The 23,485-nt window shown below is 70.9% G+C and carries 22 protein-coding genes and 1 riboswitch; of the genes, 14 read left to right on the forward strand and 8 right to left on the reverse strand.

The features are described 5' to 3' along the window. The first annotated feature begins 200 nt into the window (after positions 1-200). Both ACZ6A9_RS00750 and ACZ6A9_RS00755 read left to right on the forward strand, forming a co-directional pair. On the forward strand, positions 201-779 hold the full coding sequence (locus ACZ6A9_RS00750; protein WP_468977891.1) for an N-acetylmuramoyl-L-alanine amidase: 579 nt from the start codon (positions 201-203) through the stop codon (positions 777-779). A 130-nt stretch (positions 780-909) separates the two neighbouring features. Beyond that, entirely contained in the window at positions 910-1,863 is a 954-nt protein-coding gene (locus ACZ6A9_RS00755) for a 1-aminocyclopropane-1-carboxylate deaminase/D-cysteine desulfhydrase (RefSeq protein ID WP_468975958.1), read from the forward strand. Positions 1,864-1,957: 94 nt separating this feature from the next. On the opposite strand, the gene ACZ6A9_RS00760 is transcribed toward ACZ6A9_RS00755, so the two are convergent. After that, positions 1,958-3,550, reverse strand: a complete 1,593-nt coding sequence (locus ACZ6A9_RS00760) for a Na+/H+ antiporter (RefSeq protein ID WP_468975960.1) — start codon at positions 3,548-3,550, stop codon at positions 1,958-1,960. 59 nt (positions 3,551-3,609) lie between these two features. On the opposite strand from ACZ6A9_RS00760, the gene ACZ6A9_RS00765 reads away from it, so the two are divergent. The 3 genes from ACZ6A9_RS00765 to ACZ6A9_RS00775 all read left to right on the forward strand — a co-directional run bounded on the left by ACZ6A9_RS00765 (position 3,610) and on the right by ACZ6A9_RS00775 (position 5,696). Next, positions 3,610-3,870 carry a UBP-type zinc finger domain-containing protein gene (locus ACZ6A9_RS00765; RefSeq protein ID WP_468975963.1) on the forward strand — a complete coding sequence of 87 codons (261 nt, stop codon included), beginning with the start codon at positions 3,610-3,612 and terminating at the stop codon, positions 3,868-3,870. Between the two features lie 255 nt (positions 3,871-4,125). Further along, complete coding sequence (locus tag ACZ6A9_RS00770; RefSeq protein WP_468975965.1) at positions 4,126-4,539, forward strand: ATP-binding protein; 414 nt, start codon at positions 4,126-4,128, stop codon at positions 4,537-4,539. A 17-nt stretch (positions 4,540-4,556) separates the two neighbouring features. Further along, positions 4,557-5,696 (forward strand): RNA polymerase sigma factor SigF, encoded by a 1,140-nt coding sequence (locus ACZ6A9_RS00775; RefSeq protein WP_468977895.1) that lies wholly within the window; start codon positions 4,557-4,559, stop codon positions 5,694-5,696. Between the two features lie 95 nt (positions 5,697-5,791). On the opposite strand, the gene ACZ6A9_RS00780 is transcribed toward ACZ6A9_RS00775, so the two are convergent. Further along, positions 5,792-6,265 (reverse strand): hypothetical protein, encoded by a 474-nt coding sequence (locus tag ACZ6A9_RS00780; RefSeq protein WP_468975968.1) that lies wholly within the window; start codon positions 6,263-6,265, stop codon positions 5,792-5,794. 118 nt (positions 6,266-6,383) lie between these two features. Here ACZ6A9_RS00780 and ACZ6A9_RS00785 point away from each other — a divergent pair, with 118 nt between their 5' ends. Both ACZ6A9_RS00785 and ACZ6A9_RS00790 read left to right on the forward strand, forming a co-directional pair. Further along, positions 6,384-7,352 (forward strand): diacylglycerol/lipid kinase family protein, encoded by a 969-nt coding sequence (locus tag ACZ6A9_RS00785; RefSeq protein WP_468975970.1) that lies wholly within the window; start codon positions 6,384-6,386, stop codon positions 7,350-7,352. 318 nt (positions 7,353-7,670) lie between these two features. Then, complete coding sequence (locus ACZ6A9_RS00790; RefSeq protein ID WP_030219886.1) at positions 7,671-7,928, forward strand: WhiB family transcriptional regulator; 258 nt, start codon at positions 7,671-7,673, stop codon at positions 7,926-7,928. A gap of 227 nt (positions 7,929-8,155) precedes the next feature. Here ACZ6A9_RS00790 and ACZ6A9_RS00795 read toward each other — a convergent pair whose 3' ends face one another. Next, complete coding sequence (locus tag ACZ6A9_RS00795) at positions 8,156-9,622, reverse strand: sensor histidine kinase (RefSeq protein WP_468977898.1); 1,467 nt, start codon at positions 9,620-9,622, stop codon at positions 8,156-8,158. A 552-nt stretch (positions 9,623-10,174) separates the two neighbouring features. Between ACZ6A9_RS00795 and nagB the strand changes: the two genes are divergently transcribed. The 6 genes from nagB (at position 10,175) to ACZ6A9_RS00825 (ending at position 17,780) form a co-directional block, all read left to right on the forward strand. Further along, positions 10,175-10,960: a glucosamine-6-phosphate deaminase gene (gene nagB / locus ACZ6A9_RS00800; RefSeq protein WP_468975973.1), complete on the forward strand. Its 786-nt coding sequence runs from the start codon at positions 10,175-10,177 to the stop codon at positions 10,958-10,960. A gap of 156 nt (positions 10,961-11,116) precedes the next feature. Further along, complete coding sequence (locus ACZ6A9_RS00805; RefSeq protein ID WP_468975976.1) at positions 11,117-11,881, forward strand: GntR family transcriptional regulator; 765 nt, start codon at positions 11,117-11,119, stop codon at positions 11,879-11,881. A gap of 204 nt (positions 11,882-12,085) precedes the next feature. Beyond that, positions 12,086-12,352 (forward strand): DUF3311 domain-containing protein, encoded by a 267-nt coding sequence (locus ACZ6A9_RS00810; protein ID WP_468975979.1) that lies wholly within the window; start codon positions 12,086-12,088, stop codon positions 12,350-12,352. Beyond that, entirely contained in the window at positions 12,349-13,977 is a 1,629-nt protein-coding gene (gene mctP / locus ACZ6A9_RS00815) for a monocarboxylate uptake permease MctP (protein WP_468975982.1), read from the forward strand. Before ACZ6A9_RS00810 ends, mctP begins: the two co-directional genes overlap by 4 nt. Positions 13,978-14,101: 124 nt before the next feature. After that, positions 14,102-14,273, forward strand: a riboswitch (cobalamin riboswitch). A 124-nt stretch (positions 14,274-14,397) separates the two neighbouring features. Continuing rightward, a complete protein-coding gene (locus tag ACZ6A9_RS00820; protein WP_468975984.1) occupies positions 14,398-16,767 on the forward strand; it encodes a ribonucleoside-diphosphate reductase subunit alpha in 2,370 nt (789 codons plus the stop codon). Beyond that, on the forward strand, positions 16,767-17,780 hold the full coding sequence (locus tag ACZ6A9_RS00825; protein ID WP_468975987.1) for a ribonucleotide-diphosphate reductase subunit beta: 1,014 nt from the start codon (positions 16,767-16,769) through the stop codon (positions 17,778-17,780). The genes ACZ6A9_RS00820 and ACZ6A9_RS00825 overlap by 1 nt, the downstream gene beginning before the upstream one ends. Before the next feature lie 21 nt (positions 17,781-17,801). Here the strand turns inward: ACZ6A9_RS00825 and ACZ6A9_RS00830 are convergent, their stop codons facing one another. After that, positions 17,802-18,020 carry a hypothetical protein gene (locus tag ACZ6A9_RS00830; RefSeq protein WP_468975988.1) on the reverse strand — a complete coding sequence of 73 codons (219 nt, stop codon included), beginning with the start codon at positions 18,018-18,020 and terminating at the stop codon, positions 17,802-17,804. Positions 18,021-18,114: 94 nt separating this feature from the next. On the opposite strand from ACZ6A9_RS00830, the gene ACZ6A9_RS00835 reads away from it, so the two are divergent. Next, positions 18,115-19,077 carry a GlxA family transcriptional regulator gene (locus ACZ6A9_RS00835; RefSeq protein ID WP_468975991.1) on the forward strand — a complete coding sequence of 321 codons (963 nt, stop codon included), beginning with the start codon at positions 18,115-18,117 and terminating at the stop codon, positions 19,075-19,077. Positions 19,078-19,097: 20 nt separating this feature from the next. Here the strand turns inward: ACZ6A9_RS00835 and ACZ6A9_RS00840 are convergent, their stop codons facing one another. The 4 genes from ACZ6A9_RS00840 to ACZ6A9_RS00855 form a co-directional block, all read right to left on the reverse strand. Next, on the reverse strand, positions 19,098-20,468 hold the full coding sequence (locus ACZ6A9_RS00840) for a bifunctional albaflavenone monooxygenase/terpene synthase (protein ID WP_468975994.1): 1,371 nt from the start codon (positions 20,466-20,468) through the stop codon (positions 19,098-19,100). Then, entirely contained in the window at positions 20,465-21,550 is a 1,086-nt protein-coding gene (cyc1, locus tag ACZ6A9_RS00845; RefSeq protein WP_468977901.1) for an epi-isozizaene synthase, read from the reverse strand. Before cyc1 ends, ACZ6A9_RS00840 begins: the two co-directional genes overlap by 4 nt. A gap of 221 nt (positions 21,551-21,771) precedes the next feature. Further along, positions 21,772-22,422: a peptide deformylase gene (gene def / locus ACZ6A9_RS00850; RefSeq protein ID WP_468975996.1), complete on the reverse strand. Its 651-nt coding sequence runs from the start codon at positions 22,420-22,422 to the stop codon at positions 21,772-21,774. A gap of 78 nt (positions 22,423-22,500) precedes the next feature. Beyond that, positions 22,501-23,481 carry a tetratricopeptide repeat protein gene (locus ACZ6A9_RS00855; RefSeq protein ID WP_468975997.1) on the reverse strand — a complete coding sequence of 327 codons (981 nt, stop codon included), beginning with the start codon at positions 23,479-23,481 and terminating at the stop codon, positions 22,501-22,503. Positions 23,482-23,485 lie beyond the last annotated feature (4 nt).

The raw sequence follows: 23,485 nt of genomic DNA on the forward strand, positions 1-23,485 counted from the left end.
GCGGGATTGGATCTTGTGAGGTGTGGGCACACGCGCGACCCCCGTTCATCGGCGGGGCAGCGGAAGCCGGTTGTCCGGATCGAATCGCACAGGGCCCGAACGGAAAGTGACCACGCTCCTTTCCGGTAATAGGGCCTGTACCAGGCGGCCGCGCACGGCGGCTGCCACCCGGCACGAAGGAGGCGGTCATGGCCCCACCCATGTCCGCGAGCGCGTTCCTGCGCGCACTGAGGGCGGAAGGGCTCACGGTCGTCGAGGTCGGCGACTGGCGTGACCACAACCGCAACCACAAGGGCCCGTGGGGCCCGGTGCACGGCGTGATGATCCACCACACGGTCACCAAGGGCAGCGCCAAGACCGTGGAGCTGTGCCGCAGGGGCTACTCGGGCCTGCCCGGTCCGCTGTGCCACGGCGTCATCACCAAGGACGGCCGGGTCCACCTGGTCGGCTACGGCAGGGCGAACCACGCCGGGCTCGGTGACGACGACGTACTGCGCGCGGTGATCGCCGAGAAGCGGCTGCCGCCGGACAATGAGGCGAACACCGACGGCAACAGGCACTTCTACGGCTTCGAGTGCGAGAACCTGGGCGACGGCAAGGACCCCTGGCCGGGGGCCCAGCTGGAGGCGATCGAGAAGGCCGCGGCCGCGGTCTGCCGTCACCACGGCTGGAACGAGCGGTCCGTCATCGGGCACCTGGAGTGGCAGCCGGGCAAGCCGGACCCGCGCGGATTCACGATGACGTCGATGAGGAAGCGCATCGGCGACCGTCTGAAGTGACGCACCGGTGCTCCCGCGCACCCGCCGCCGGTGCGGGCGGACACCCGCACCGGCCGTGGGGCCGGTGCCGCGCACCGCAGCTGCCCGGGGTCGGCTGCCGCGCTGGGCTCTCCCGGGCGACAATGTCCCCGTGACCAGCTCCGACGACCCCGGCACCGGCTCCCTCGCGGGGCTGCGTCCGCGGTTGCCCTCGCCGCTGTGCGAGGTCCTGGACGGCCGGTTCGAGCGGCACGGGGTGCGGCTGCTGCTGAAGCGGGACGACCTGATCCATCCCGAGCTGATCGGCAACAAGTGGCGCAAGCTCGCGCCGAACCTCCGCGAGGCCGCCGGGCGGACCGTGCTCACCTTCGGCGGCGCGTACTCCAACCACCTGCGGGCCACGGCCGCTGCCGGCCGGCTGCTCGGGCTGCGCACGGTCGGCGTGGTGCGCGGCCAGGAACTCGCCGCCCGCCCGCTCAACCCGTCACTCGCCCGGTGCGCGGCCGACGGCATGCGGCTGCACTTCGTCGACCGCTCGGCGTACCGCCGCAAGACCGAGCCGGGCACCCTCGCCGCCGTCCTGCGGGCGGCGGGCGCCGAGGACGCGTACGTCGTGCCCGAGGGCGGCAGCAACGCCGCCGCCGTGCGCGGCTGCCGGGCGCTCGGCGCGGAACTGGCCGGCCACGCGGAGGTGGCGGCGGTCGCCTGCGGCACCGGCGGGACCCTCGCGGGGCTGGCCGCCGGGGCCGGGGACGGCGTGCGTGTGCTGGGCATACCCGTCCTCAGGGGCGGCTTCCTGACCGACGCGGTACGGGCCCTGCAGACGGCGGCGTTCGGCGGACCGCGCGGCGACTGGAGCCTGGAGGACCGTTTCCACTTCGGCGGGTTCGCGCGTACGCCACCGGAACTCGAGGCGTTCGCTCAGGACTTCGAACACCGTCACGGCGTCCCCGTGGAGCGGGTCTATGTCGCCAAGTTGCTTCGTGCCCTGGTCACCCTCGTGGAGGAGGGGGCGTTTCCGCGCGGGAGCACGGTCGCGGCGGTGATCACCGGGCGTCCGTTCCCGGAACACGACGCCGACGGCCCGTCGGCGCCTGGCCCCTGAGGCCCGGAGCCGCGTCCGCCCGGCCGCGGCTCGCCCCGGACGACGGCGGGCCCCAGCCCGGCGGCGGATCGTTCCGCAGGCTCGGGGCGGGCGGTCAGGTCGTCTCGCGGTGGGCGGCCGCCTCCTCCAGGTCCAGGCGGCGCAGCAGTGTCCGGAGCATCTCGTCGTCGATGTGGCGGCCGTCGCGCAGCCTGACGAAGACCGCGCGCTCGGCGCTGATCACCTCCCGTGCCAGCCGCCGGTAGGTGTCGTCCACCGACTCCCCGGTGACCGGGTTGACCTGCCCGAGCCGTTCCCAGACGGCGTTGCGGCGGCGTTCCAGGACGCTGCGCAGCCGGTCGGCGAGTGGTGCCGGCAGGGCGTTGCGCTCGTCGGAGAGGAGTTCGTCGAGCCGTTGCTCGGCGACCCTGGACGCCTGCGCCTGGGCGTTGGCCTCCGCCAGGGTCTCGGCCCGCGGGTCACGCCCGGGGAGCTTCAGCGCGCGGATCAGCGGGGGCAGCGTCAGGCCCTGCACGACCAGGGTGCCGATCACGGTGGTGAAGGTCAGGAAGAGCAGCAGGTTGCGGTGCGGGAAGTCCTCGTCCCCGGCCGTGAGGGGAATCGAGAAGGCGATGGCCAGCGAGACCACGCCCCGCATCCCGGCCCACGCCACCACGAACGGGCTCTTCCAGCCGGGCCTCCCCTCGCGCTCCCTGATCCTCGCCGACAGCATCGGCGGCAGCCAGGTCGCCGGGTACACCCACAGGAACCGCACCACGACGACCACCACGAAGACGACCAGCGCGTACCAGGCGGAGGCGTAGCCCTCGTGCTCGCCGAGACCCCGGAGCACGACGGGCAGTTGCAGTCCGATGAGGGCGAACACGGCGGACTCCAGGACGAACGCCACCATCTTCCACACCGCCTCCTCCTGGAGGCGGGTGGCGAAGTCGACCTCCCACGCGCGGTGCCCCAGGTAGAGGGCGACGACCACGACGGCGATGACACCGGAGGCGTGCACCTGTTCGGCGGAGGCGTACGCGACGAACGGGATGAGCAGGGACAGCGTGTTCTGCAGCAGCGGTTCCCGCACATGGGTGCGCAGCCAGTGCAGCGGGGCCATCAGCACCAGCCCGCACACCACTCCGCCGACCGCGGCGAGCAGGAACTCCACGACTCCCCCGGCCCAGGTCGCGCCCTCGCCGACCGCCGCCGCCAGCGCCACCCGGAACGCGGTGATCGCGGTGGCGTCGTTCAGCAGGGACTCGCCCTGGAGGATGGTGGTGACGCGCGAGGGCAGGCCGACCCGGCGCGCCACCGCCGTCGCCGCGACCGCGTCCGGCGGGGCCACCACCGCACCGAACACCAGGGCGGCCGTGAGCGGCAGGGCCGGGACGAGCAGGTACAGGACCCAGCCGACGGCGAAGGTCGCGAACAGCACGTACCCCACCGACAGCAGGGCCACCGGCCGCAGCTGGGCCCGCAGGTCCAGGTAGGAGCTCTCGGTGGCCGCCGTGTACAGCAGCGGCGGCAGGATCAGCGGCAGGACGATGTGCGGGTCGAGCGCGTAGTCGGGCACCCCCGGGAGGTAGCTGACCGCCAGGCCGGACGCGACCAGCAGCAGCGGTGCCGGCACCGGGGTGCGCCGGGCCGCCGCGGCGATCGCCGCGCTGCCCGCCACCAGCAACAGCAGGGGCATCACATCCATGTCCGGCCGCCCTCGCTTTCCGACGCGGTCGCCCGCGCGCCCGTCGTACTGTGGCCATCATGAAACAGTGCACGCACGCCGACGCGCTGCCTGACCCGGAACCCGCCCCGCTCGGCGAGACATGCCCGGAGTGCCTGCGGGACGGCACCGACCCGGTGCAGCTGCGGCTCTGCCTGACCTGCGGCCACGTCGGATGCTGCGACTCCTCGCCGCACCGGCACGCCACCGAGCACCACACCAGGACCGGCCACCCGGTCATGCGGACCCACGAGCCCGGCGAGGACTGGCGCTGGTGCTTCGTCGACCACGTACTGCTGTGACCGGATGCGGCCGGGGTGCCGGACGGTTCGACGGTCCGGCGTCTGGGTACGTCAATGCGGCGCGCGCTCTTCCCATTTGGGAGCCGCAGACCCCTAGCCACGCAGCGTATCCATAGTTTTACTATGAGTGACAGTGCATGGCCGGGGTCGCGGGACAGGACCGCTGGGAGCGCGATAGCGTCACCGCTGAACCACGTAGCGCGTTACCCCGGGGCGAACCGGCCCTGAAACGCTTGTACCACCTTGGAGGTGAGGGTGTCCCAGATCGCAGGCGAGCCCGCGACCCAGGACTTCGTGGAAGTCCGGCTGCCGGCCGCGGGGGCCTACCTGTCGGTGCTGCGTACGGCCACGGCCGGCCTCGCGGCCCGTTTGGACTTCACCCTCGACGAGATCGAGGACCTGCGCATCGCGGTCGACGAGGCCTGCGCGATCCTGCTCCAGCAGGCCGTGCCGGGGTCGGTGCTCAGCTGTGTCTTCCGGCTCATCGACGACTCGCTCGAGGTGACCGTCTCGGCGCCGACCACGGACGGTCACGCTCCGTCGCGGGACACCTTCGCCTGGACCGTCCTGTCCGCGCTCGCGGGCAAGGTGTCGTCGGCCGTGGACGAGGACAAGACCGTGTCGATCAGCCTCTACAAACAGCGCGGCGCGGGACCCGGGCCGGCGTGAGGAGCGAGGACGGGCCGGTGCGGGACGACGAACGCGGCACACGGGAGCTGCCGGCCGAGCGTGTGCCGGACGGCATCGACGGCATCCCCGAGCAGGCCCGGCCGCATCCGGAGGACGACTCCACGGAGACCGTCCCGCCGGGCGGCGGGCAGCCCGGCGGTGCCGCGCGGAACACACCCCCGGCCGGCGCCGGCCGGGGCGACGGGGGCGTCCCCGCGCGGGCGGAGCCGGCGACGGGGGACGAGGCGAGCGCTCGGGGAAGGGCAACGGGCCAGGCGATGAGCGAGCACGAGCGACACGCCGAGGACGAGGCGCCGCGGACGCCCGGTCCCCAGGGCGCGCGGAGCACACCGGGCGTGCCGGGCACCCACGGCACGCACGGCACGCACGCACATCACAACCCGCAGGACCGCAGCGGTGCGCGCGCCCTGTTCCTGGAGCTGCGCGCGCTGCAGGACGGCACTCCCGAGTACGCGGAACTGCGCAACCGGCTGGTGCGCATGCACCTGCCGCTCGTCGAGCACCTCGCGCGCCGCTTCCGCAACCGCGGTGAGCCGCTGGACGACCTGACCCAGGTCGCCACCATCGGGCTGATCAAGTCGGTGGACCGTTTCGACCCCGACCGGGGCGTGGAGTTCTCCACGTACGCCACGCCGACGGTCGTGGGCGAGATCAAGCGGCACTTCCGCGACAAGGGCTGGGCGGTGCGGGTGCCGCGCCGGCTCCAGGAGCTGCGGCTGGCGCTCACCACCGCCACGGCGGAGCTGTCCCAGCTGCACGGCCGCTCCCCCACGGTGCACGAGCTGGCCGAGAAGCTGGCCATCTCCGAGGAGGAGGTCCTGGAGGGCCTGGAGTCGGCGAACGCGTACTCCACCCTGTCCCTGGACGTGCCCGACACCGACGACGAGTCCCCGGCGGTGGCCGACACCCTCGGCGCCGAGGACGAGGCGCTGGAGGGCGTGGAGTACCGGGAGTCGCTCAAACCGCTGCTGGAGGACCTGCCGCCGCGCGAGAAGCGGATCCTGCTGCTGCGCTTCTTCGGCAACATGACCCAGTCGCAGATCGCGCAGGAGGTCGGCATCTCGCAGATGCACGTCTCCCGGCTGCTGGCCCGCACCCTGGCCCAGCTGCGGGAGAAGCTGCTCGTGGAGGAGTGACCCGGCGGGCCTCGAAGGGCTCGTCAGGCGCCTCCTCCCGGCACTCGCGGGCCCGTCCTCCCGGCTTCCGGGGCGCCCGGGGTGTTCCTCCCGGGTCAGCCCCCGGTCCGCGGCCCCGGGTCCCGGTCCTCGGCGTTGCCGGGTCCCCGGATGCCGAGGGCCCGCGTCGTCTCGGGGTTGACCAGCAGCACGAGCGTGGTGACCGCCACGAGGGCGAGCGCGACACCGGCGGGGATGGCCACCCCGTCGGACACCAGCAGGTTGTAGGCCACCGGCAGCGCGATGATCTGCGTGATGACGGCGGGGCCCCGGCTCCAGCTCCGCCGCGAGAACAGTCCCCGCGCGGCGATCAGCGGGAGCAGCGCGAGCGCGGCCAGCGTCACTCCGCCGGTGACGGCCTGCTGACGGTCGTCCGGTGCACCGGTGAGGGCGAGCACCACCATCCACACCCCGACGGCCACCAGCACGGCCCCTTCGAGGGCGGCCAGCGCCGCGGCGTACGTCAGCCGGCGCGGGCGGGGTCCGGTGCCGTCCGGGGCGGTGGTGGTGGGGGTCTGCTCACTGCTCACCCCTGAAGGGTAGCCCTCGCCGCGGGGCCCTTTCCGTGGCGAGGTTCACGCCCTCGCCGTCCCGCTCGGCCGGGCCTCGGTCTGGGCCCGGTACCGCTCAGTAGGTACCCTGCACGTCATGCGTGCTCTCCTCGTGGTCAATCCGGCGGCAACCACCACAAGTGCGCGCACGCGCGATGTGCTGATCCACGCCCTCGCCAGCGAGATGAAGCTGGAGGCGGTCACCACCGAGTACCGCGGGCACGGGCGCGACCTGGGCCGGCAGGCCGCGGAGAGCGACGACATCGACCTGGTGGTCGCGCTCGGCGGGGACGGCACGGTCAACGAGGTCGTCAACGGCCTGCTGCACGCGGGTCCCGATCCGGAGCACCTGCCTGGCCTCGCCGTGGTCCCCGGCGGCTCCACCAATGTCTTCGCCCGCGCCCTGGGGCTGCCGAACCAGCCCGTGGAAGCCACCGGCGTGCTGCTGGACGCGCTGCGCGAGGGCCGGGAGCGGACCGTGGGCCTGGGTCTCACCTCGGGCACTTTGGGCACGGAGGACGAGGCCGTGCCGGGCCGCTGGTTCACCTTCAACGCGGGGCTGGGTTTCGACGCGGGCGTCGTCGGCCGGGTGGAGCAGCAGCGGGAGCGCGGCAGGAAGTCCACGCACGCGCTGTACATGCGTCAGGTCGTCCGTCAGCTGCTCGGCGACCCGCACCGCCGGCGCGGGGTGATCACCCTGGAGCATCCGGGCGAGGAGCCGGTCAGCGATCTGGTGCTGTCCATAGTCTCGAACACCTCTCCGTGGACGTTTCTCGGCAATCGTCCGATCTACGCGTCGCCTAAGGCCTCGTTCGATACCGGCCTCGATCTCTTCGGTCTGAGCCGGATGTCCACCGCCGCGGTTGCCCGGTATGGCACCCAGTTGCTCACTTCGTCCCCGGAGCGCGGCCCCCACGGCAGGCACGCACTGTCCCGCCACGATCTGACACGCTTCACCTTGCATTCGAAGGTGCCACTGCCCCTCCAGATGGACGGTGACCACCTGGGGCTGCGAACCAGCGTGACGTTCACAGGCGTTCGCCGTGCACTGCGTGTGATTGTGTGAGCAGAAAGGGCGAAAGTCCTTTCACTCGAACGTTTAGGCCAGGATCCACCCCATGGAAGTACGGCTGTGACCTAGTCGACACCGAAGAATCAAAAAAAACTTTTCGGAAGGGGTTGTATCCGCCGCTGAGGTTTGCGAGTCTCTTCTTGGCGATCGGGACGGCCCGCAGGACCAGCCTCCACAGATCACCGGAACCCCTCTTCACAAACCAAGGACCACGCCAGGGAACCTGGCGATCGGCCCTTCACTTGTTGGGGGATTCGTGAAAGCGTTCACATTCACAAGCACTTGCAGTTACACCAAGGAGAGGTAGCAGCCATGGACTGGCGTCACAACGCCGTTTGCCGCGAGGAAGACCCCGAGCTCTTCTTCCCCATCGGCAACACCGGTCCCGCGCTGCTGCAGATCGAGGAAGCCAAGGCCGTCTGCCGTCGCTGCCCGGTGATCGAGAGCTGCCTCCAGTGGGCGCTCGAGTCCGGTCAGGACTCCGGCGTCTGGGGTGGTCTCAGCGAGGACGAGCGTCGCGCGATGAAGCGCCGCGCCGCCCGCAACCGGGCCCGTCAGGCCTCCGCCTGACACCCCCTGTCGACAGCCTGAGCTTGGCGGCGCGTACACCGCGTACGCATCTCCCGCCCCCGAGCCGCAGCGCGTAGTTCCCTGAGTGCTCGGAACAGTCCGAGCAGGGGGAACACCGAAGAAACGAGCATCAGCCCCGGACCGCTTCCCGGTCCGGGGCTTTTTGCCGTGCCCGCCGCTTGTTCCCGCCGCCTGTGCCCGCTCCGTGTGCGCGCTACTTGTGCGCGCTACTTGTGCGACTGCACGGGGATGTCCAGGATCACCCTGGTGCCCCGCTCCGGGGCCGGCACCATGTCGAAGGTGCCGCCCAACTCGCCCTCCACCAGGGTCCGTACGATCTGCAGGCCGAGGTTGCCCGCGGTGTGCGGGTCGAAGCCCTCGGGCAGTCCCACCCCGTCGTCCTGCACGGTGACCAGCAGACGGGCCTCCTTCGAGGTGCCGCCGCGGACCGCGGACACCTCGACCGTGCCGGTCTCCCCCTCGGTGAAGCCGTGCTCCAGGGCGTTCTGCAGCACCTCGGTCAGCACCATGGACAGCGGGGTGGCGACCTCCGCGTCGAGTATGCCGAAGCGGCCCGAACGCCGGCCGCTGACCTTGCCCGGGGAGATCTCGGCGACCATCGCGAGCACCCGGTCGGCGATCTCGTCGAACTCCACCCGCTCGTCCAGGTTCTGGGACAGCGTCTCGTGGACGATCGCGATGGAGCCCACCCGGCGCACGGCCTCCTCCAGCGCCGCACGGCCGCGCTCGGACCCGATGCGGCGGGCCTGGAGGCGCAGCAGCGCCGCCACCGTCTGGAGGTTGTTCTTCACCCGGTGGTGGATCTCCCGGATGGTCGCGTCCTTGGTGATCAGTTCGCGTTCGCGGCGGCGAAGTTCGGTGACGTCGCGGAGCAGTACCAGCGACCCGATGCGTGTCCCCTTGGGCTTGAGCGGGATCGCCCGGAACTGGATCACCCCGTCGTTCGCCTCGATCTCGAACTCACGGGGCGCCCAGCCGCTGGCGACCTTGGCCAGCGCCTCGTCGACCGGGCCCCGTGACGGTGCCAGTTCGGCGGTGGTCGTACCGAGGTGATGGCCCACCAGGTCGGCGGCGAGGCCCATCCGGTGGAAGGCGGACAGGGCGTTCGGGGAGGCGTACTGGACGATGCCGTCGGCGTCCAGCCGGATCAGCCCGTCGCCGACGCGCGGCGAGGCGTCCATCTCCAGCTGCTGGTTCGCGAACGGGAAGGCGCCGGCCGCGATCATCTGGGCGAGGTCGGAGGCGCTCTGCAGATAGGTGAGCTCCAGCCGGCTCGGGGTGCGCACCGTGAGGAGGTTGGTGTTGCGCGCGATGACACCGAGGACGCGGCCCTCACGCCGTACGGGGATGGACTCGACCCGTACCGGGACCTCCTCGCGCCACTCCGGGTCCCCCTCGCGCACGATGCGGCCCTCGTCCAGGGCCGCATCCAGCATGGGCCGGCGGCCGCGCGGGACGAGATGGCCGACCATGTCGTCCTGGTAGGAGGTCGGCCCGGTGTTGGGCCGCATCTGCGCGACGGAGACGTAGCGGGTGCCGTCGCGCGTGGGGACCCACAGCACCAGGTCCGCGAAGGAGAGGTCGGAGAGCAGCTGCCACTCCGAGACCAGCAGGTGGAGCCACTCGAGGTCGGTGTCGTCGAGGGCGGTGTGCTGGCGTACGAGTTCGTTCATGGAGGGCACGTCAGCGAGCGTACCCGGGGGGTGGCGCGAGCCCTGAGAACACCCGCGGGCCGCGGCGCCTGAGAGGGACCCTCAACCCTCCCGGCACCGCAGCCCGGAGCAATTCCGGCCGGCGGGGTGTGCGGTCCCGGTCGGCCGTGGATGAGGAGCCGGGGCAGTCAGGGCAGAGAGCTCCGGGTCCTCGGTCCGCCTTCCTGTGCGGGGAAGGCAGGCTCACTGTGTTCGCTACGCATTGTGGACTAGACCACTGCCCCTGTAAATGCGTGGAACGCCGTTCTTTGCTGTCGGGCGCCGATCCGCCCGGGGGCAGGCACGTCCACCGTCCAGCCTATCCCGAAGGGCCCCGTCCGCGGACCGGACGGCCGCGGCAATTTCCGGCGGGCGGGAGCGGGCCTCCGGCCGCCCCCGCGCGGTTCTCGCCCGGGGAGGGGAACGCGTCCAGGGGCGCGCCTCTCTGCTAGATTGAGATTGGTCTAAACCACCTGTTTCCCGCTCGCCGGGAACCGTCCCAGTCGAGTCCTCCTGAAGATCGGCAGGCCCACCGTGGAAGTTGTCATCGTTGCGGACGCCGAGGCGGGCGGCGAGCTCATCGCCGAGGCCATGGCGCAACTCCTGCGGCGCAGGCCCGACGCCCTGCTGGGCGTCGCCACCGGTTCGACGCCGCTGCCCGTCTACCAGGCCCTCACGGCCAAGGTGGAGGCCGGCGCCGTGGACACCTCCCGGGCGCGGATCGCGCAGCTCGACGAGTACGTGGGGCTGCCCGCCGACCACCCCGAGTCCTACCGCTCGGTGCTCCGGCGGCAGGTGCTGGAGCCGCTCGGCATCGGCATGGACGCCTTCATGGGGCCCGACGGCACGGCCGAGGACGTACAGGGGGCGTGCGAGGCGTACGACAGGGAGCTGGCCGCGGCCGGCGGTGTGGACCTCCAGCTGCTCGGCATCGGCACGGACGGGCACATCGGGTTCAACGAGCCGTGCTCCTCGCTCGCCTCGCGCACCCGCATCAAGACGCTCACCGAGCAGACCCTGAGGGACAACGCCCGCTTCTTCGACGACGACGTCGCCCAGGTCCCGCACCATGTCATCACCCAGGGCATCGGCACCATCCTGGAGGCCCGCCACCTGGTCCTGCTGGCCACCGGCGAGGGCAAGGCGGACGCGGTCGCCGCCACCGTCGAGGGCCCGGTCGCCGCGGTCTGCCCGGCGTCCGCCCTCCAGCTGCACCCGCACGCCACGGTGGTCGTCGACGAGGCCGCCGCCTCCAAGCTGAAGCTCGCCGACTACTTCCGCCACACCTACGCCAACAAGCCGGACTGGCAGGGGATCTGACCGGCATCCGTGGTCTGGACCAGCCCTCGCCCCAGGGGTATACAAAGGGGATCACGGAGCGTGCGGGGCACACCCCCGCCCTGAGCCGTGCCACGATGTCAGCCGCGGCCGATGGGGATGTCGGCCGTTCGGCACCCGGAGCCGGGAAGGCAGAGCATGAGCACCGACGTCAGCAGTGCGGGGAACGAGGGCGGGACCGCGGTCCGTACGGCGCGTGTGCCCAAGTACTACCGGCTGAAGAAGCACCTGCTCGACATGACCGAGACGGCCGCGCCGGGGACACCGGTCCCGCCCGAGCGCACGCTGGCGGCGGAGTTCGACACCTCGCGCACCACCGTCCGCCAGGCGCTGCAGGAGCTGGTGGTCGAGGGGCGGCTGGAACGCATCCAGGGCAAGGGCACCTTCGTCGCCAAGCCCAAGGTGTCCCAGGCGCTCCAGCTCACCTCCTACACCGAGGACATGCGCGCCCAGGGCCTGGAGCCCACCTCGCAGCTGCTGGACATCGGCTACATCACCGCCGACGACCGGCTCGCCGGGCTGCTCGACATCACGGCCGGCGGGCGGGTGCTGCGCATCGAGCGGCTGCGCATGGCCAACGGCGAGCCGATGGCCATCGAGACCACCCACCTCAGCGCCAAGCGCTTCCCCGCGCTGCGCCGCAGCCTGACGAAGTACACGTCCCTCTACACCGCCCTCGCCGAGGTGTACGACGTCCACCTCGCGGAGGCCGAGGAGACGATCGAGACGTCCCTGGCGACCCCGCGCGAGGCCGGACTGCTCGGCACCGACGTCGGCCTGCCGATGCTGATGCTGTCCCGGCACTCGCGCGACCGGGACGGGCAGCCGGTGGAGTGGGTGCGGTCGGTGTACCGGGGCGACCGGTACAAGTTCGTGGCGCGCCTGAAGCGCCCCCAGGAGTGATTCCGACGTGACCTTCCCGTCACCGCCTGGTCTCCCAAACCGCTGTGAAACGGGTGGTTGACAAGGTTTTCGTTGCTGTTGCCTCTCGGTTGGGCCGCGCCTGCGTACCGCTGTGTTGACGAGGGGTTACCTCCCTGCCGCGCCCTCACCTAGATTTCCGAGCGCCTTACCGTCGGTGATCAGTGAGGGGACGGAAACCGTCTGATGTCACAAGCCCCGGAAACCAAGGGAGGGCCGGTGGTGACGCCCGCGCGCGTCGTCATCGCCCTCTGTCTCGTCGCACCGTTCGTGGCCATGCTGTGGGTCGGTTCGTACGCCAAGACCGACCCCGTCGTCATCGGCATCCCGTTCTTCTACTGGTACCAGATGCTCTGGGTGCTGATCTCCACCCTGCTGACGATGGTCGCGTACAAGCTCTGGCAGCGTGACCAGCGCGCCCGCTCGGCCTCGAAGGGCGGTGCGTCGCGGTGAACGACGGCGTGAACGGCGTGGCACTCGCCGTCTTCATCTTCTTCTTCGTGCTCGTCACCGCGATGGGCTTCCTCGCCGCGCGCTGGCGCAAGGCCGCCAATGAGCACACGCTCGACGAATGGGGCCTGGGCGGGCGCTCGTTCGGCACCTGGGTCACCTGGTTCCTGCTGGGCGGGGACCTGTACACCGCGTACACCTTCGTCGCCGTGCCGGCGGCCATCTACGCGGCGGGCGCGGCCGGGTTCTTCGCCGTGCCGTACACGATCCTGGTGTACCCGCTGATCTTCACCTTCCTGCCCCGCCTGTGGTCGGTGTCGCACAAGCACGGCTACGTGACCACGTCCGACTTCGTGCGCGGCCGGTTCGGCTCGAAGGGGCTGTCGCTGGCCGTCGCGGTCACCGGCATCCTGGCGACGATGCCGTACATCGCGCTCCAGCTGGTCGGCATCCAGGCCGTGCTGGACGTGATGGGCGTGGGCGGCGGGGAGGACACCAACTGGTTCGTCAAGGACCTGCCGCTGCTGATCGCCTTCGGTGTGCTCGCGGCGTACACCTACTCGTCGGGCCTGCGGGCCCCCGCGTTGATCGCCTTCGTCAAGGACACGCTGATCTACCTCGTGATCGCGGTGGCGATCATCTACATCCCGGTCAAGCTGGGCGGCTTCGACGAGATCTTCGCCTCGGCGCGGGAGGCCTACAGCGAGACCAACCCGGCCACGGGAGCGCCGCGCGGTTCGCTGGTGCCGGCCGAGGCGGGCCAGTGGACGTACGCCACGCTGGCGCTGGGTTCGGCGCTCGCGCTGTTCATGTACCCGCACTCGATCACGGCGACGCTGTCCTCACGCAGCCGTGAGGTGATCCGCCGCAACACCACGATCCTGCCGCTGTACTCGCTGATGCTGGGCCTGCTGGCGCTGCTCGGCTTCATGGCGATCGCGGCGGGCGTGAAGGTGCAGAACGGCCAGCTGGCGATCCCGCAGCTGTTCGAGAACATGTTCCCGGCGTGGTTCGCGGGCGTGGCCTTCGCGGCGATCGGCATCGGGGCGCTGGTGCCGGCGGCGATCATGTCGATCGCGGCGGCGAACCTGTTCACCCGCAACATCTACAAGGACTTCATCAAACCGGACGCGACACCGAGGCAGGAGACCAAGGTCTCCAAGGTCGTCTCACTGCTGGTGAAGGTGGGCGCGCTGGCCTTCGTCCTGACCATGGACAAGACCGTCGCCATCAACTTCCAGCTGCTGGGCGGCATCTGGATCCTGCAGACCTTCCCGGCACTGGTGGGCGGCCTGTTCACCCGCTGGTTCCACCGCTGGGCGCTGATCGGCGGCTGGGCCGTCGGCATGGTCTACGGCACGGTCGCCGCGTACGGGGTGGCCTCGCCGACGCAGAAGCACTTCGGCGGGTCCGCGAAGGAGATCCCGGGGATCGGCGAGATCGGCTACATCGGTCTCACGGCCTTCGTGATCAACGTCGTGGTGACGGTCGTGCTGACCTTCGTCATGCGGGCCCTCAAGGCACCCGAGGGCGTCGACCAGACGAAGCCGGGCGACTACACGGCGGACGCCGGCGACCCGGGCGTCCAGGTGGAGCTCCCGCCCGCCACGGCCGGCAGCGCGCACTGACGCCGCAGGGCGACGGACGACGGGCCGCCGGAGGAGAACCGGCGGCCCGTCGTCGTACCCGTGCGGCACGGTGCCACGGGCCGATCGCCGAGCTGGAGAGCTGACTGTCCGACACCAACGCAGCACAACATATGGGGTTGTCGGCGGCACCCGGCACAAGATGTATGCTCATGCTCGCTGTCGCCGCAGGGGAATCCGGTGCGAATCCGGAACTGTCCCGCAACGGTGTACCCATGCCTTGCCCCCGCACGCGCATGGGCGTCAGTCCGAGGACCTGCCGACAGTGCGCCCGGCCGTCCGGTCCGGGTGCCCTGACGTCCGGGCCTCGCGGAATGGGCCGGTGGACGCGACGCCCCGTGCGCTCGTGTACTGCCCCCCGCGCTCTTCGAGGCCCCCGTGCCGAGCGAGGGAGAGCCCCACGTGACCATCGCGCCAGCCGATCCGGCTTCAGCGATCGACGTGACCCGGGAGAGCGAGGGCCCCGGTGCCGCGCTGCTGCGGACCCTGACGGAGCTGACCGCCGACCTGCCCGACGCCGACCCCGGCCGGGTCGCCGCCGCCGCGCTGCGCGGCCGGTCCGCGGTCGCGGACTCCGACGCCACCGCGCAGCTGCGGGAACTGGCCACCGAGGCGGCGGCCGGGCTCATCTCCGAGGACCCCGCCTACTCCCGGCTCGCCGCCCGGCTGCTGACCATCGGCATCCGCGCCGAGGCCGCCTCGCAGGGCGTCACCTCCTTCACCGGGTCCGTCGCGACCGGACACCGCGAGGGCCTGATCGCCGACCGCACCGCCGCGTTCGCCGCGCTGCACGCGGACCGGCTCGACGCGCTGATCGACACCCGCGCCGACGACCGCTTCGGCTACTTCGGCCTGCGCACCCTGCACAGCCGCTACCTGCTGCGGCACCCGGTCACCCGCAAGGTCGTCGAGACGCCCCAGCACTTCCTGCTGCGCGTCGCCTGCGGTCTCGCCGAGGACGACAGCGCCCGCTCGCTGGACGAGGTGGCCGCGCTCTACGGCCTGATGAGCCGCCTGGACTACCTGCCCTCCTCCCCCACGCTGTTCAACTCCGGTACCCGGCACCCCCAGATGTCGTCCTGCTACCTCCTCGACTCCCCCAAGGACGAGCTGGACTCCATCTACGACCGCTACCACCAGGTCGCCCGGCTCTCGAAGCACGCCGGCGGCATCGGTCTGGCCTACTCCCGCATCCGCGCCCGCGGTTCTCTGATCCGCGGCACCAACGGCCACTCCAACGGCATCGTCCCGTTCCTGAAGACGCTGGACGCCTCGGTCGCCGCCGTGAACCAGGGCGGGCGGCGCAAGGGTGCGGCGGCGGTCTACCTGGAGACCTGGCACCTGGACATCGAGGAGTTCCTGGAGCTGCGCGACAACACCGGTGAGGACGCCCGGCGCACGCACAACCTGAACCTCGCGCACTGGGTGCCGGACGAGTTCATGCGCCGGGTGGACACCGACGGCCCGTGGTCGCTGTTCTCCCCGGCGGACGTGCCGGAACTGGTCGACCTGTGGGGCGGGGAGTTCGACGCCGCGTACCGGGCCGCCGAGGCGAAGGGCCTGGCACGGAAGACCCTCCCTGCGCGCGAGCTGTACGGCCGTATGATGCGCACCCTCGCGCAGACCGGCAACGGCTGGATGACCTTCAAGGACACCGCCAACCGCACGGCCAACCAGACCGCCGAACCGGGTCACGTCATCCACTCCTCGAACCTGTGCACGGAGATCCTGGAGGTCACCGACGACGGGGAGACGGCGGTCTGCAACCTGGGGTCGGTCAACCTCGGCGCCTTCGTGGAGCACGGGGACATCGACTGGGCGCGCCTGGACGAGACGGTGCGCACGGCCGTGACGTTCCTCGACCGGGTCGTCGACATCAACTTCTACCCGACCGAGCAGGCGGGCCGCTCCAACGCCCGCTGGCGCCCCGTCGGCCTCGGCGCCATGGGCCTGCAGGACGTCTTCTTCAAGCTGCGGCTGCCCTTCGACTCCCCCGAGGCGAAGGCCCTGTCGACGAGGATCGCCGAGCGGATCATGCTGGCCGCGTACGAGACCTCCGCCGGCCTGGCCGAGCGTCACGGCCCGCTGCCCGCCTGGGAGAAGACCCGCACCGCCCGGGGCGTGCTGCACCCCGACCACTACGGTGTCGAGTTCGCCTGGCCGGAGCGCTGGGCGGCGCTGCGGACGCGGATCGCGGCCACCGGGATGCGCAACTCGCTGCTGCTGGCGATCGCCCCCACCGCCACCATCGCGTCGATCGCGGGCGTGTACGAGTGCATCGAGCCGCAGGTGTCCAACCTGTTCAAGCGCGAGACGCTGTCCGGGGAGTTCCTCCAGGTCAACTCGTACCTGGTGGACGACCTCAAGCGGCTCGGCGTGTGGGACGCGCGCTCCCGCGAGGCGCTGCGCGAGGCCGGCGGCTCGGTGCAGGACTTCGCGTGGATCCCCGAGGAGGTGCGCCGGCTGTACCGCACGGCGTGGGAGATCCCGCAGCGCGGTCTGATCGACATGGCCGCCGCCCGCACCCCGTACCTGGACCAGGCGCAGTCGCTCAACCTGTTCCTGGAGACGCCGACCATCGGCAAGCTCTCCTCGATGTACGCCTACGCCTGGAAGCAGGGTCTGAAGACCACGTACTACCTGCGTTCCCGCCCGGCGACCCGGATCGCCCGCGCCGCGGCCCGGACCACCGTCCCCGTCCAGCAGGCCGCCGACCCCGAGGCCGTCGCCTGCTCCCTGGAAAACCCCGAGTCCTGCGAGGCCTGCCAGTGATGACCAGCGACACCAAGAACCTGCTCGACCCGGGCTTCGAGCTGACCCTGCGCCCCATGCGCTACCCCGACTTCTACGAGCGCTACCGGGACGCCATCAAGAACACCTGGCACGTGGAGGAGGTCGACCTCCACTCCGACGTCGCCGACCTGGCGAAGCTCAGCCCCGAGGAGCAGCACCTCATCGGCCGGCTGGTCGCCTTCTTCGCCACCGGCGACTCGATCGTGGCGAACAACCTGGTGCTGACGCTGTACAAGCACATCAACTCCCCGGAGGCGCGGCTGTACCTGTCGCGGCAGCTGTTCGAGGAGGCGGTGCACGTCCAGTTCTACCTGACGCTGCTGGACACCTACCTGCCCGACCCGGACGACCGGGCGGCGGCCTTCGCGGCGGTGGAGAACATCCCGTCCATCCGGGAGAAGGCCGAGTTCTGCTTCCGGTGGATGGACTCGGTGGAGAAGCTCGACCAGCTTCGGACCCGGGCCGACCGGCGCCGGTTCCTGCTGAATCTGATCTGCTTCGCCGCCTGCATCGAGGGCCTGTTCTTCTACGGCGCCTTCGCCTACGTCTACTGGTTCCGCGGCCGGGGCCTGCTGCACGGTCTGGCGACCGGCACCAACTGGGTGTTCCGGGACGAGACGATGCACATGTCGTTCGCCTTCGACGTGGTCGACACCGTCCGCAAGGAGGAGCCGGAGCTGTTCGACGAGGAGCTCGGTCAGCAGGTCACCGACATGCTGCGCGAGGCGGTCGAGGCGGAGCTGCAGTTCGCGCGCGACCTGTGCGGCGACGGGCTGCCGGGCATGAACACCGAGTCGATGCGGCAGTACCTGGAGTGCGTCGCGGACCAGCGGCTGGTGCGGCTGGGCTTCGCGCCGGTGTACGGCTCGGAGAACCCGTTCTCCTTCATGGAGCTCCAGGGCGTGCAGGAGCTGACGAACTTCTTCGAGCGGCGTCCGTCCGCGTACCAGGTCGCCGTGGAGGGCACGGTCGACCTGGACGAGGACTTCTAGGAAGTACTCCCCGGTGCCGTCTCACGCCGCGCGTGCGGTGCGGTGCGAGACGGCGTCCCGGGCGGGGCGGGACCGGCCGGCCCCGGCGGGCGGGGACTGCCGTCCGGCCTCGGCCCGCCGGAGCTGCCGGTCGATCCGCAGGTCGTGCACGATGCCGAACACGGCGGGCAGGACCGTCGGTGCGAGCAGTCCGAGCACGGTCAGTGTTCCGGTCAGCGCCTGGGTGTGTGTCGTATCCATGGACACCACTGTCGCGCCGTACGCTCCTTACCGGCAGTGGCAGGACTGCCGCACACCCTCGATTTACTGCCAATCGCGGGGCACACTGGGGACCATGCTCCGGAACGTGGCCGCCGTTCTGCTCGACGGCGTTAACCCCTTCGAACTCGGCGTCGTCTGCGAGGTCTTCGGCATCGACCGCAGCGACGACGGGCTGCCCGTCCACGACTTCGCCGTGGCCTCGGCGGACGGCCCCGTCGTGCGCAGCAGCACGGGCTTCGCACTCCAGGTCGAGCACGGACTGGAGCGTCTGGAGACGGCCGACCTCATCGCCGTACCCGCCGGAGCCTCCTACGTCTCCCGGGAGTTCCCGCCCGAGCTGCTGGACGCCCTGCGCCGGGGCGTGGACCGGGGCGCGCGGGTGCTCAGCGTCTGCTCCGGGGTGTTCGTGCTCGCCGCCGCCGGGCTCCTCGACGGCCGGCGGGTCACCGTCCACTGGAAGCACGCGCGGGAGCTGGTCCGTCGCTACCCCCGGCTGACCGTGGAGCCGGACGTGCTCTACGTCGACGAGGACCCGGTGATCACCTCGGCCGGCACCGCCGCGGGCATCGACGCCTGTCTGCACCTGGTGCGCAAGGAGCTGGGCCCCGAGGTCGCCAACGGGATCGCCCGGCGCATGGTGGTGCCCCCGCACCGGGACGGGGGCCAGGCCCAGTACATCGAGCGTCCGCTGCCGCGTTCCGGAGGCGACACCGTCTCCGAGGTGCTGGTGTGGATGGAGCGGCACCTCGACGAGGAGACGTCCGTCGAACAGCTCGCCGCCCGCGCCCACATGTCCCCGCGCACCTTCGCCCGCCGATTCCAGCAGGAGACCGGCACCACGCCCTACCGCTGGATCCTGCGCCAGCGCGTGCTGCTGGCCCAGCGGCTGCTGGAGGGCACGGACGAGACGGTGGACGCGGTGGCGGGCCGCACCGGCTTCGGCAACGCGGCGGTGCTGCGCCACCACTTCGTGCGCGCCGTCGGGACCACGCCGCAGGCCTACCGGCGCACGTTCAGGGGCCCACAGGCCGCCTGAACGCGCGCCCGTGCGGCCGGTCAGCGGGGCAGTGCCCGCAGCATCAGCCGGCGCGGCCGGAGCGTGATGCCGATCCGGGGCCGGATGTCGGAACCGGAGACGTGCGCGAACCGGAAGGCGGAGGCGATCACCGCGGTGAGGAGCGTGAGCTCGGCCATCGAGAAGTGGTCGCTGGGGCACTTCCGGTTGCCGACGCTGAACGGGCTCATCGCGTACTTGGGCACGTCCCCGGACCGCTCCGGGAGCCATCGGTCGGGGTCGAACTCCTCGTGCCGCTCGTACGAACGCCGGTCGCGCTGGATGGCGTACGGACTGTAGATGAGGTCCGCCCCCTTGGGAATGCGGTATCCGCCGAGTTCCGTGTCGGTCACCGCACGGCGGGTCAATATCCAGACGGCCGGATACAGCCGCAGGGTCTCCGTGACGACATTCGCGGTGTACGTCAGCTTCCGGACGTCGTCGAATGCGACCGGGCGGTCTCCGACGACGGTCCTCACCTCCTCACGGATCTTGTCGCCGAGTTCCGGATGCTCGGTGAGAACCAGGAGGAGCGACATGATCGTCGCCCCGACGGTTTCACTGCCGGGGGTGAGGATGGCGATGACCTGATCATGGATCTCCTGTTCCCCGATGGGCTCGCCATTGTCGTCCTTGGCGTCCAGCAAAGCCGTCAGCAAATCGTCCGGCTTTTGACCGCTCGCCCGTCGGTCGGCGACGATCTCGTCGACCAGGACATGCAAATCGGCCAGCGCCCGGTTGAATTCCCGATTGGCCGGAAGCGGCACCTTGTAGAGCGGCCCGAGCGGAACCACCATGCGCTGGTACATGCCGCTGAACAGGGCGGCGAGGTCGGTGCAGATGCGGTCCGCCCGGGCGTCCATGTAGCTGCCGCGCATCAGGCAGCGCGCGGCGATCCGGACGGCCGCGCGGAACGACTCCGCCGTGATGTCGAGTTCCCCGCCGGAGTTCCACCGCTCCACGAGCGCGTAGGCCTCCTCCGCCATGATCGGCCCGTAGGCGGGAATCGCGTCGAGCTTGAAGGCGGGCTGGATGGTGCGGCGCTGGCGCCGGTGCAGCGGGCCGTTGGCGGTGGCCACCCCCTCGTCGCCGAGCAGGTCCTGCAAGGACTCCCACAGCGGTCCGGCGATGATGTAGTCGGGGCTGAGCGCCACCGCCCCGGTGAGGGCGGGGGTGGTGACGGCGTACACCGTCTTCGGTCCGAGCCGCAGACGCACGACGTCGCCGTGGTCGCGCAGGGCGGACATGAAGGCCAGCGGGTCGCGCGCCAGCTTCCAGCCGTGGCCGAGCACGGGGACTCCCCCGCCGGCCAGGGGCGGCTCGCGCCGTGCGGTCGCCCCGGACGCTCCTGGTTTCACCGGTTCGACGCTCATTTCGCACCTGCCGCTTCGTTGTCGACGTACGGGGGCGTGGACCGGTCGTCCCAGCTGTCGACCCGGTACCGGCCGGACTCGTGGTGGAACCAGTAGACGGAACTGAACCAGTTCCGCATAGCGCCTACGCATGTGCGTACGGCAATGCCCGTCTCCTTCCCTCCCACCGTGCCGTCGTCCAGGGCGTCGGCGAACCGTAAAGCCTCCTTTTCGGCCCGCTGGAATGCGCTGACGCATTCCTCCACGCGGCGCCTGACGTCGGCGATGGATTCTTCGAGTGTCAGCCCTTCGTGAGTGACGAGACTGATTCCGAGGTTGTGCACTTCACTGCCCGCCATTTCCTTCGGGAGTGAGCACAGGTCGTTGTACCAGGCGGCGAATTCCTGACTGAGCAGTGCCGCCCTCCGGTACGCCGGGTTTTTGCGCACCTGCTCCGGCAGTTCCCTGCCCGCGCTCGGTTCCAGCAGATCGGTCCAGATCCAGTGCGCGAAAGTGAGCCGGCGCAGTTCCAGGTATTCCTCGACGCCGGGGACGATTCCCTCGGTACGGTTGTGGAACTCCCGGTCGTACGCCTCGATCACCGCGTGGAAGTGCCGGGCGAACCGGGCGTTCCAGGTGTCCGGCAGGAACCCGTACAGCCGCAGCACACTGTCCGCCAGCCCCGCGACCACCGGATCCTCGTGGCGGAGGTGGTCCCCGGGGCTGTCGAGGGCCGTGTGCAGCCGGTCCTTCAGCCGACGCCAGGCGGCGGGGCGGCCGTGCACGATGTCGCGGTCGTGCCGGTCGTCCCAGACGAAGAACCACGCGCTGTAGTCCGCTATCGCCTGCAGGACGTCGTCGGGGGCGGACGTGTAGTACCCCGCCATGAGGTCCGTGTAGCACAGGCCGTCGGCGTAGTCCGCCACCTTGTCGGGGGTCATGAGCCGCTTTTCGAGCAGCCACGCCCGCGTCGTTTCCTGAAGCTTCGGCCAATACGGGTGGAGTTGCCGGGGAAAAGCCGCCTCGATCACCGGAAGGTACAGCGCCGGTGGAACTGCGACGGTGGTCGGTGTCGATGTGGTGCCGTGTGACAAAGCATGCACGAACAATCCCCTCTCAGCCGCCGGTCGACGCGCGCCCACCCCCCGAGCCGGGCGCACGCCGCGGGTATCACCGCACCTCCATTCAGCACCACAACTGACCGTCGTGGGAACGGATTTGCCTGATTCACCACGTCTCCGCGCACAAAGACGCACGGCGCCCGGCCGGAGCTGGTCCGGCCGGGCGCCGTGCGCGGAGCGGTGGCGGGGGCCGCCGCCGCCGGTCAGTCGTTGGCGACCACGGGGTAACGCGGCTCGTTCTCGGCCATCTCCCGCAGCGCCGCCTTGCGCTCCCGCTTGGAGAGCCGGTCGATGTACAGGTAGCCGTAGAGGTGGTCGGTCTCGTGCTGCAAACACCGTGCGAAGTACCCGGTGCCGCGTACCCGGACCGGGTTGCCCTTCTCGTCCTGACCGGTCACTTCGGCGTAGTCGGGGCGGGCCAGCGACGCGTAGGCGGTGGGGACCGACAGACAGCCCTCGTTGCTGTCGTCCAGCCGGCGCAGCTCGGCGGGCAGCTCCACGAGCCGCGGGTTGCAGACGACGCCGGTGTGACGCACGCCCTCGTCGTCCGGGCAGTCGTAGACGAAGACCTTCAGGTCGACACCGATCTGGTTGGCCGCCAGGCCCACGCCCTCGGCGGTGCGCTGGCTGGCGAACATGTCGGCGACCAGCTGCTGGAACTCCTCACCGAAGTCCGTGACGTCCTTGCACTCCTTGTGCAGCACCGGGTTGCCGACCACCGTGATCGGGCGCGAGGTACCGCGCTCCCGCCAGGCCGCCTCGCGCTCCTCGCAGTCCTCCGTGTCGATGACGTATCCCTCGTCGTCGACGGGGAGCACGCCCGCGTGCTGCTGATCGGTGTCCTGCTGAGCCATGACCGACGTGTGCCTTCCTGGGAAATACGGGGGTGTGGTGCGCATACAGCGTACGGCGAACGGCGCGGGCGCCCGTCCCTAACAGACCTCTTCGAGATCCCGCCAGTCCCGGGAATCCGGGCTGTCCGCCACCCACCCGTCCAGCAGTCCCCGGACCAGCGAAGCCGGCGCGGCGAGCCCGCACTCGCGCTCCGGCACCCACAACTGCCCGTCCGTGACGTGGCCCAGCGGTCCGGGGTGCCCCGGCTCGCTGTGGTCGTGCGGGTCGAGGTGCTCGCCCTCGCCCTCGTCGGACGGCATCCGCGACTCCGAGCACATCCGGCACAGCAGCCGCACGGAGGACGACCAGTCCTCGGCGGCGAAACCGGCGTCGGACGCGAGCTGTTCCAGCGCGTCCCGGTCGGCCTCGGACGCGGCCTCCAGCAGCACCACCCAGGTCGGCACCGGTGAGGGCGCCCACAACTCGATCTCGTCGAACACCGGGTAGGTGTGGCCGGCCGCGGTGCTCCGCTCGCCGTGCGGGACGCCGTCGTGGAGCACGACCTCGCCCCAGCGGCGCCCGGAGGACGGCAGGGGAATGGACAGCACCTCGATCCGGGCGGGGTCCAGGCGCCGGCCCCACACGACCTCCGCCTCCCCCTCCGGGGACAGCCGGACGGCCGCGCTGCCCAGGTCCATGCCGAGGGGCTCACCGGAGTCGGTGGCCGGCCCCGGCACCTTCAGGCCGTAGGCCTGCCAGGCCCGCCGGGCCAGCGGCCAGTCCTGCAGGGCGGTGGCGGCGATGCCGACGTTCCACCAGTCGGGAGCACCGGAGTCCCGGTCGAGCAGCGCCACGGCGCGCAGACCGGCCGCGCGCGCCTGCTCCCAGTCGTGCCGGAACTTGTGCAGCAGCGCGAGGTTGAACCAGGACTCCGACAGCCAGGGTTCCAGGTCGGCGGCACGTGTCAGCAGCGCGCCCGCGTCCTCGTACCGGCCGTCGCCGATGAGCGTGAACGCGCGGTCCGTGGCCTGCCGCCAGGAGGCGGAGGGCCGGTGCCGTCCCTTGCCGAAGATCCTCACGATT

Source organism: Streptomyces sp. NPDC041124 (genome assembly GCF_055592385.1).

Coding starts and splice junctions, on each gene's coding strand:
- ACZ6A9_RS00750 (WP_468977891.1), top strand. CDS start 201: ATGTCCGCGAGCGCGTTCCTGCGCGCACTGAGGGCGGAAGGGCTCACG.
- ACZ6A9_RS00760 (WP_468975960.1), bottom strand. CDS start 3,550: ATGGATGTGATGCCCCTGCTGTTGCTGGTGGCGGGCAGCGCGGCGATC.
- ACZ6A9_RS00765 (WP_468975963.1), top strand. CDS start 3,610: ATGAAACAGTGCACGCACGCCGACGCGCTGCCTGACCCGGAACCCGCC.
- ACZ6A9_RS00785 (WP_468975970.1), top strand. CDS start 6,384: ATGCGTGCTCTCCTCGTGGTCAATCCGGCGGCAACCACCACAAGTGCG.
- ACZ6A9_RS00790 (WP_030219886.1), top strand. CDS start 7,671: ATGGACTGGCGTCACAACGCCGTTTGCCGCGAGGAAGACCCCGAGCTC.
- ACZ6A9_RS00795 (WP_468977898.1), bottom strand. CDS start 9,622: ATGAACGAACTCGTACGCCAGCACACCGCCCTCGACGACACCGACCTC.
- ACZ6A9_RS00805 (WP_468975976.1), top strand. CDS start 11,117: ATGAGCACCGACGTCAGCAGTGCGGGGAACGAGGGCGGGACCGCGGTC.
- ACZ6A9_RS00810 (WP_468975979.1), top strand. CDS start 12,086: ATGTCACAAGCCCCGGAAACCAAGGGAGGGCCGGTGGTGACGCCCGCG.
- ACZ6A9_RS00825 (WP_468975987.1), top strand. CDS start 16,767: ATGACCAGCGACACCAAGAACCTGCTCGACCCGGGCTTCGAGCTGACC.
- ACZ6A9_RS00830 (WP_468975988.1), bottom strand. CDS start 18,020: ATGGATACGACACACACCCAGGCGCTGACCGGAACACTGACCGTGCTC.
- ACZ6A9_RS00835 (WP_468975991.1), top strand. CDS start 18,115: ATGCTCCGGAACGTGGCCGCCGTTCTGCTCGACGGCGTTAACCCCTTC.
- ACZ6A9_RS00840 (WP_468975994.1), bottom strand. CDS start 20,468: ATGAGCGTCGAACCGGTGAAACCAGGAGCGTCCGGGGCGACCGCACGG.
- def (WP_468975996.1), bottom strand. CDS start 22,422: ATGGCTCAGCAGGACACCGATCAGCAGCACGCGGGCGTGCTCCCCGTC.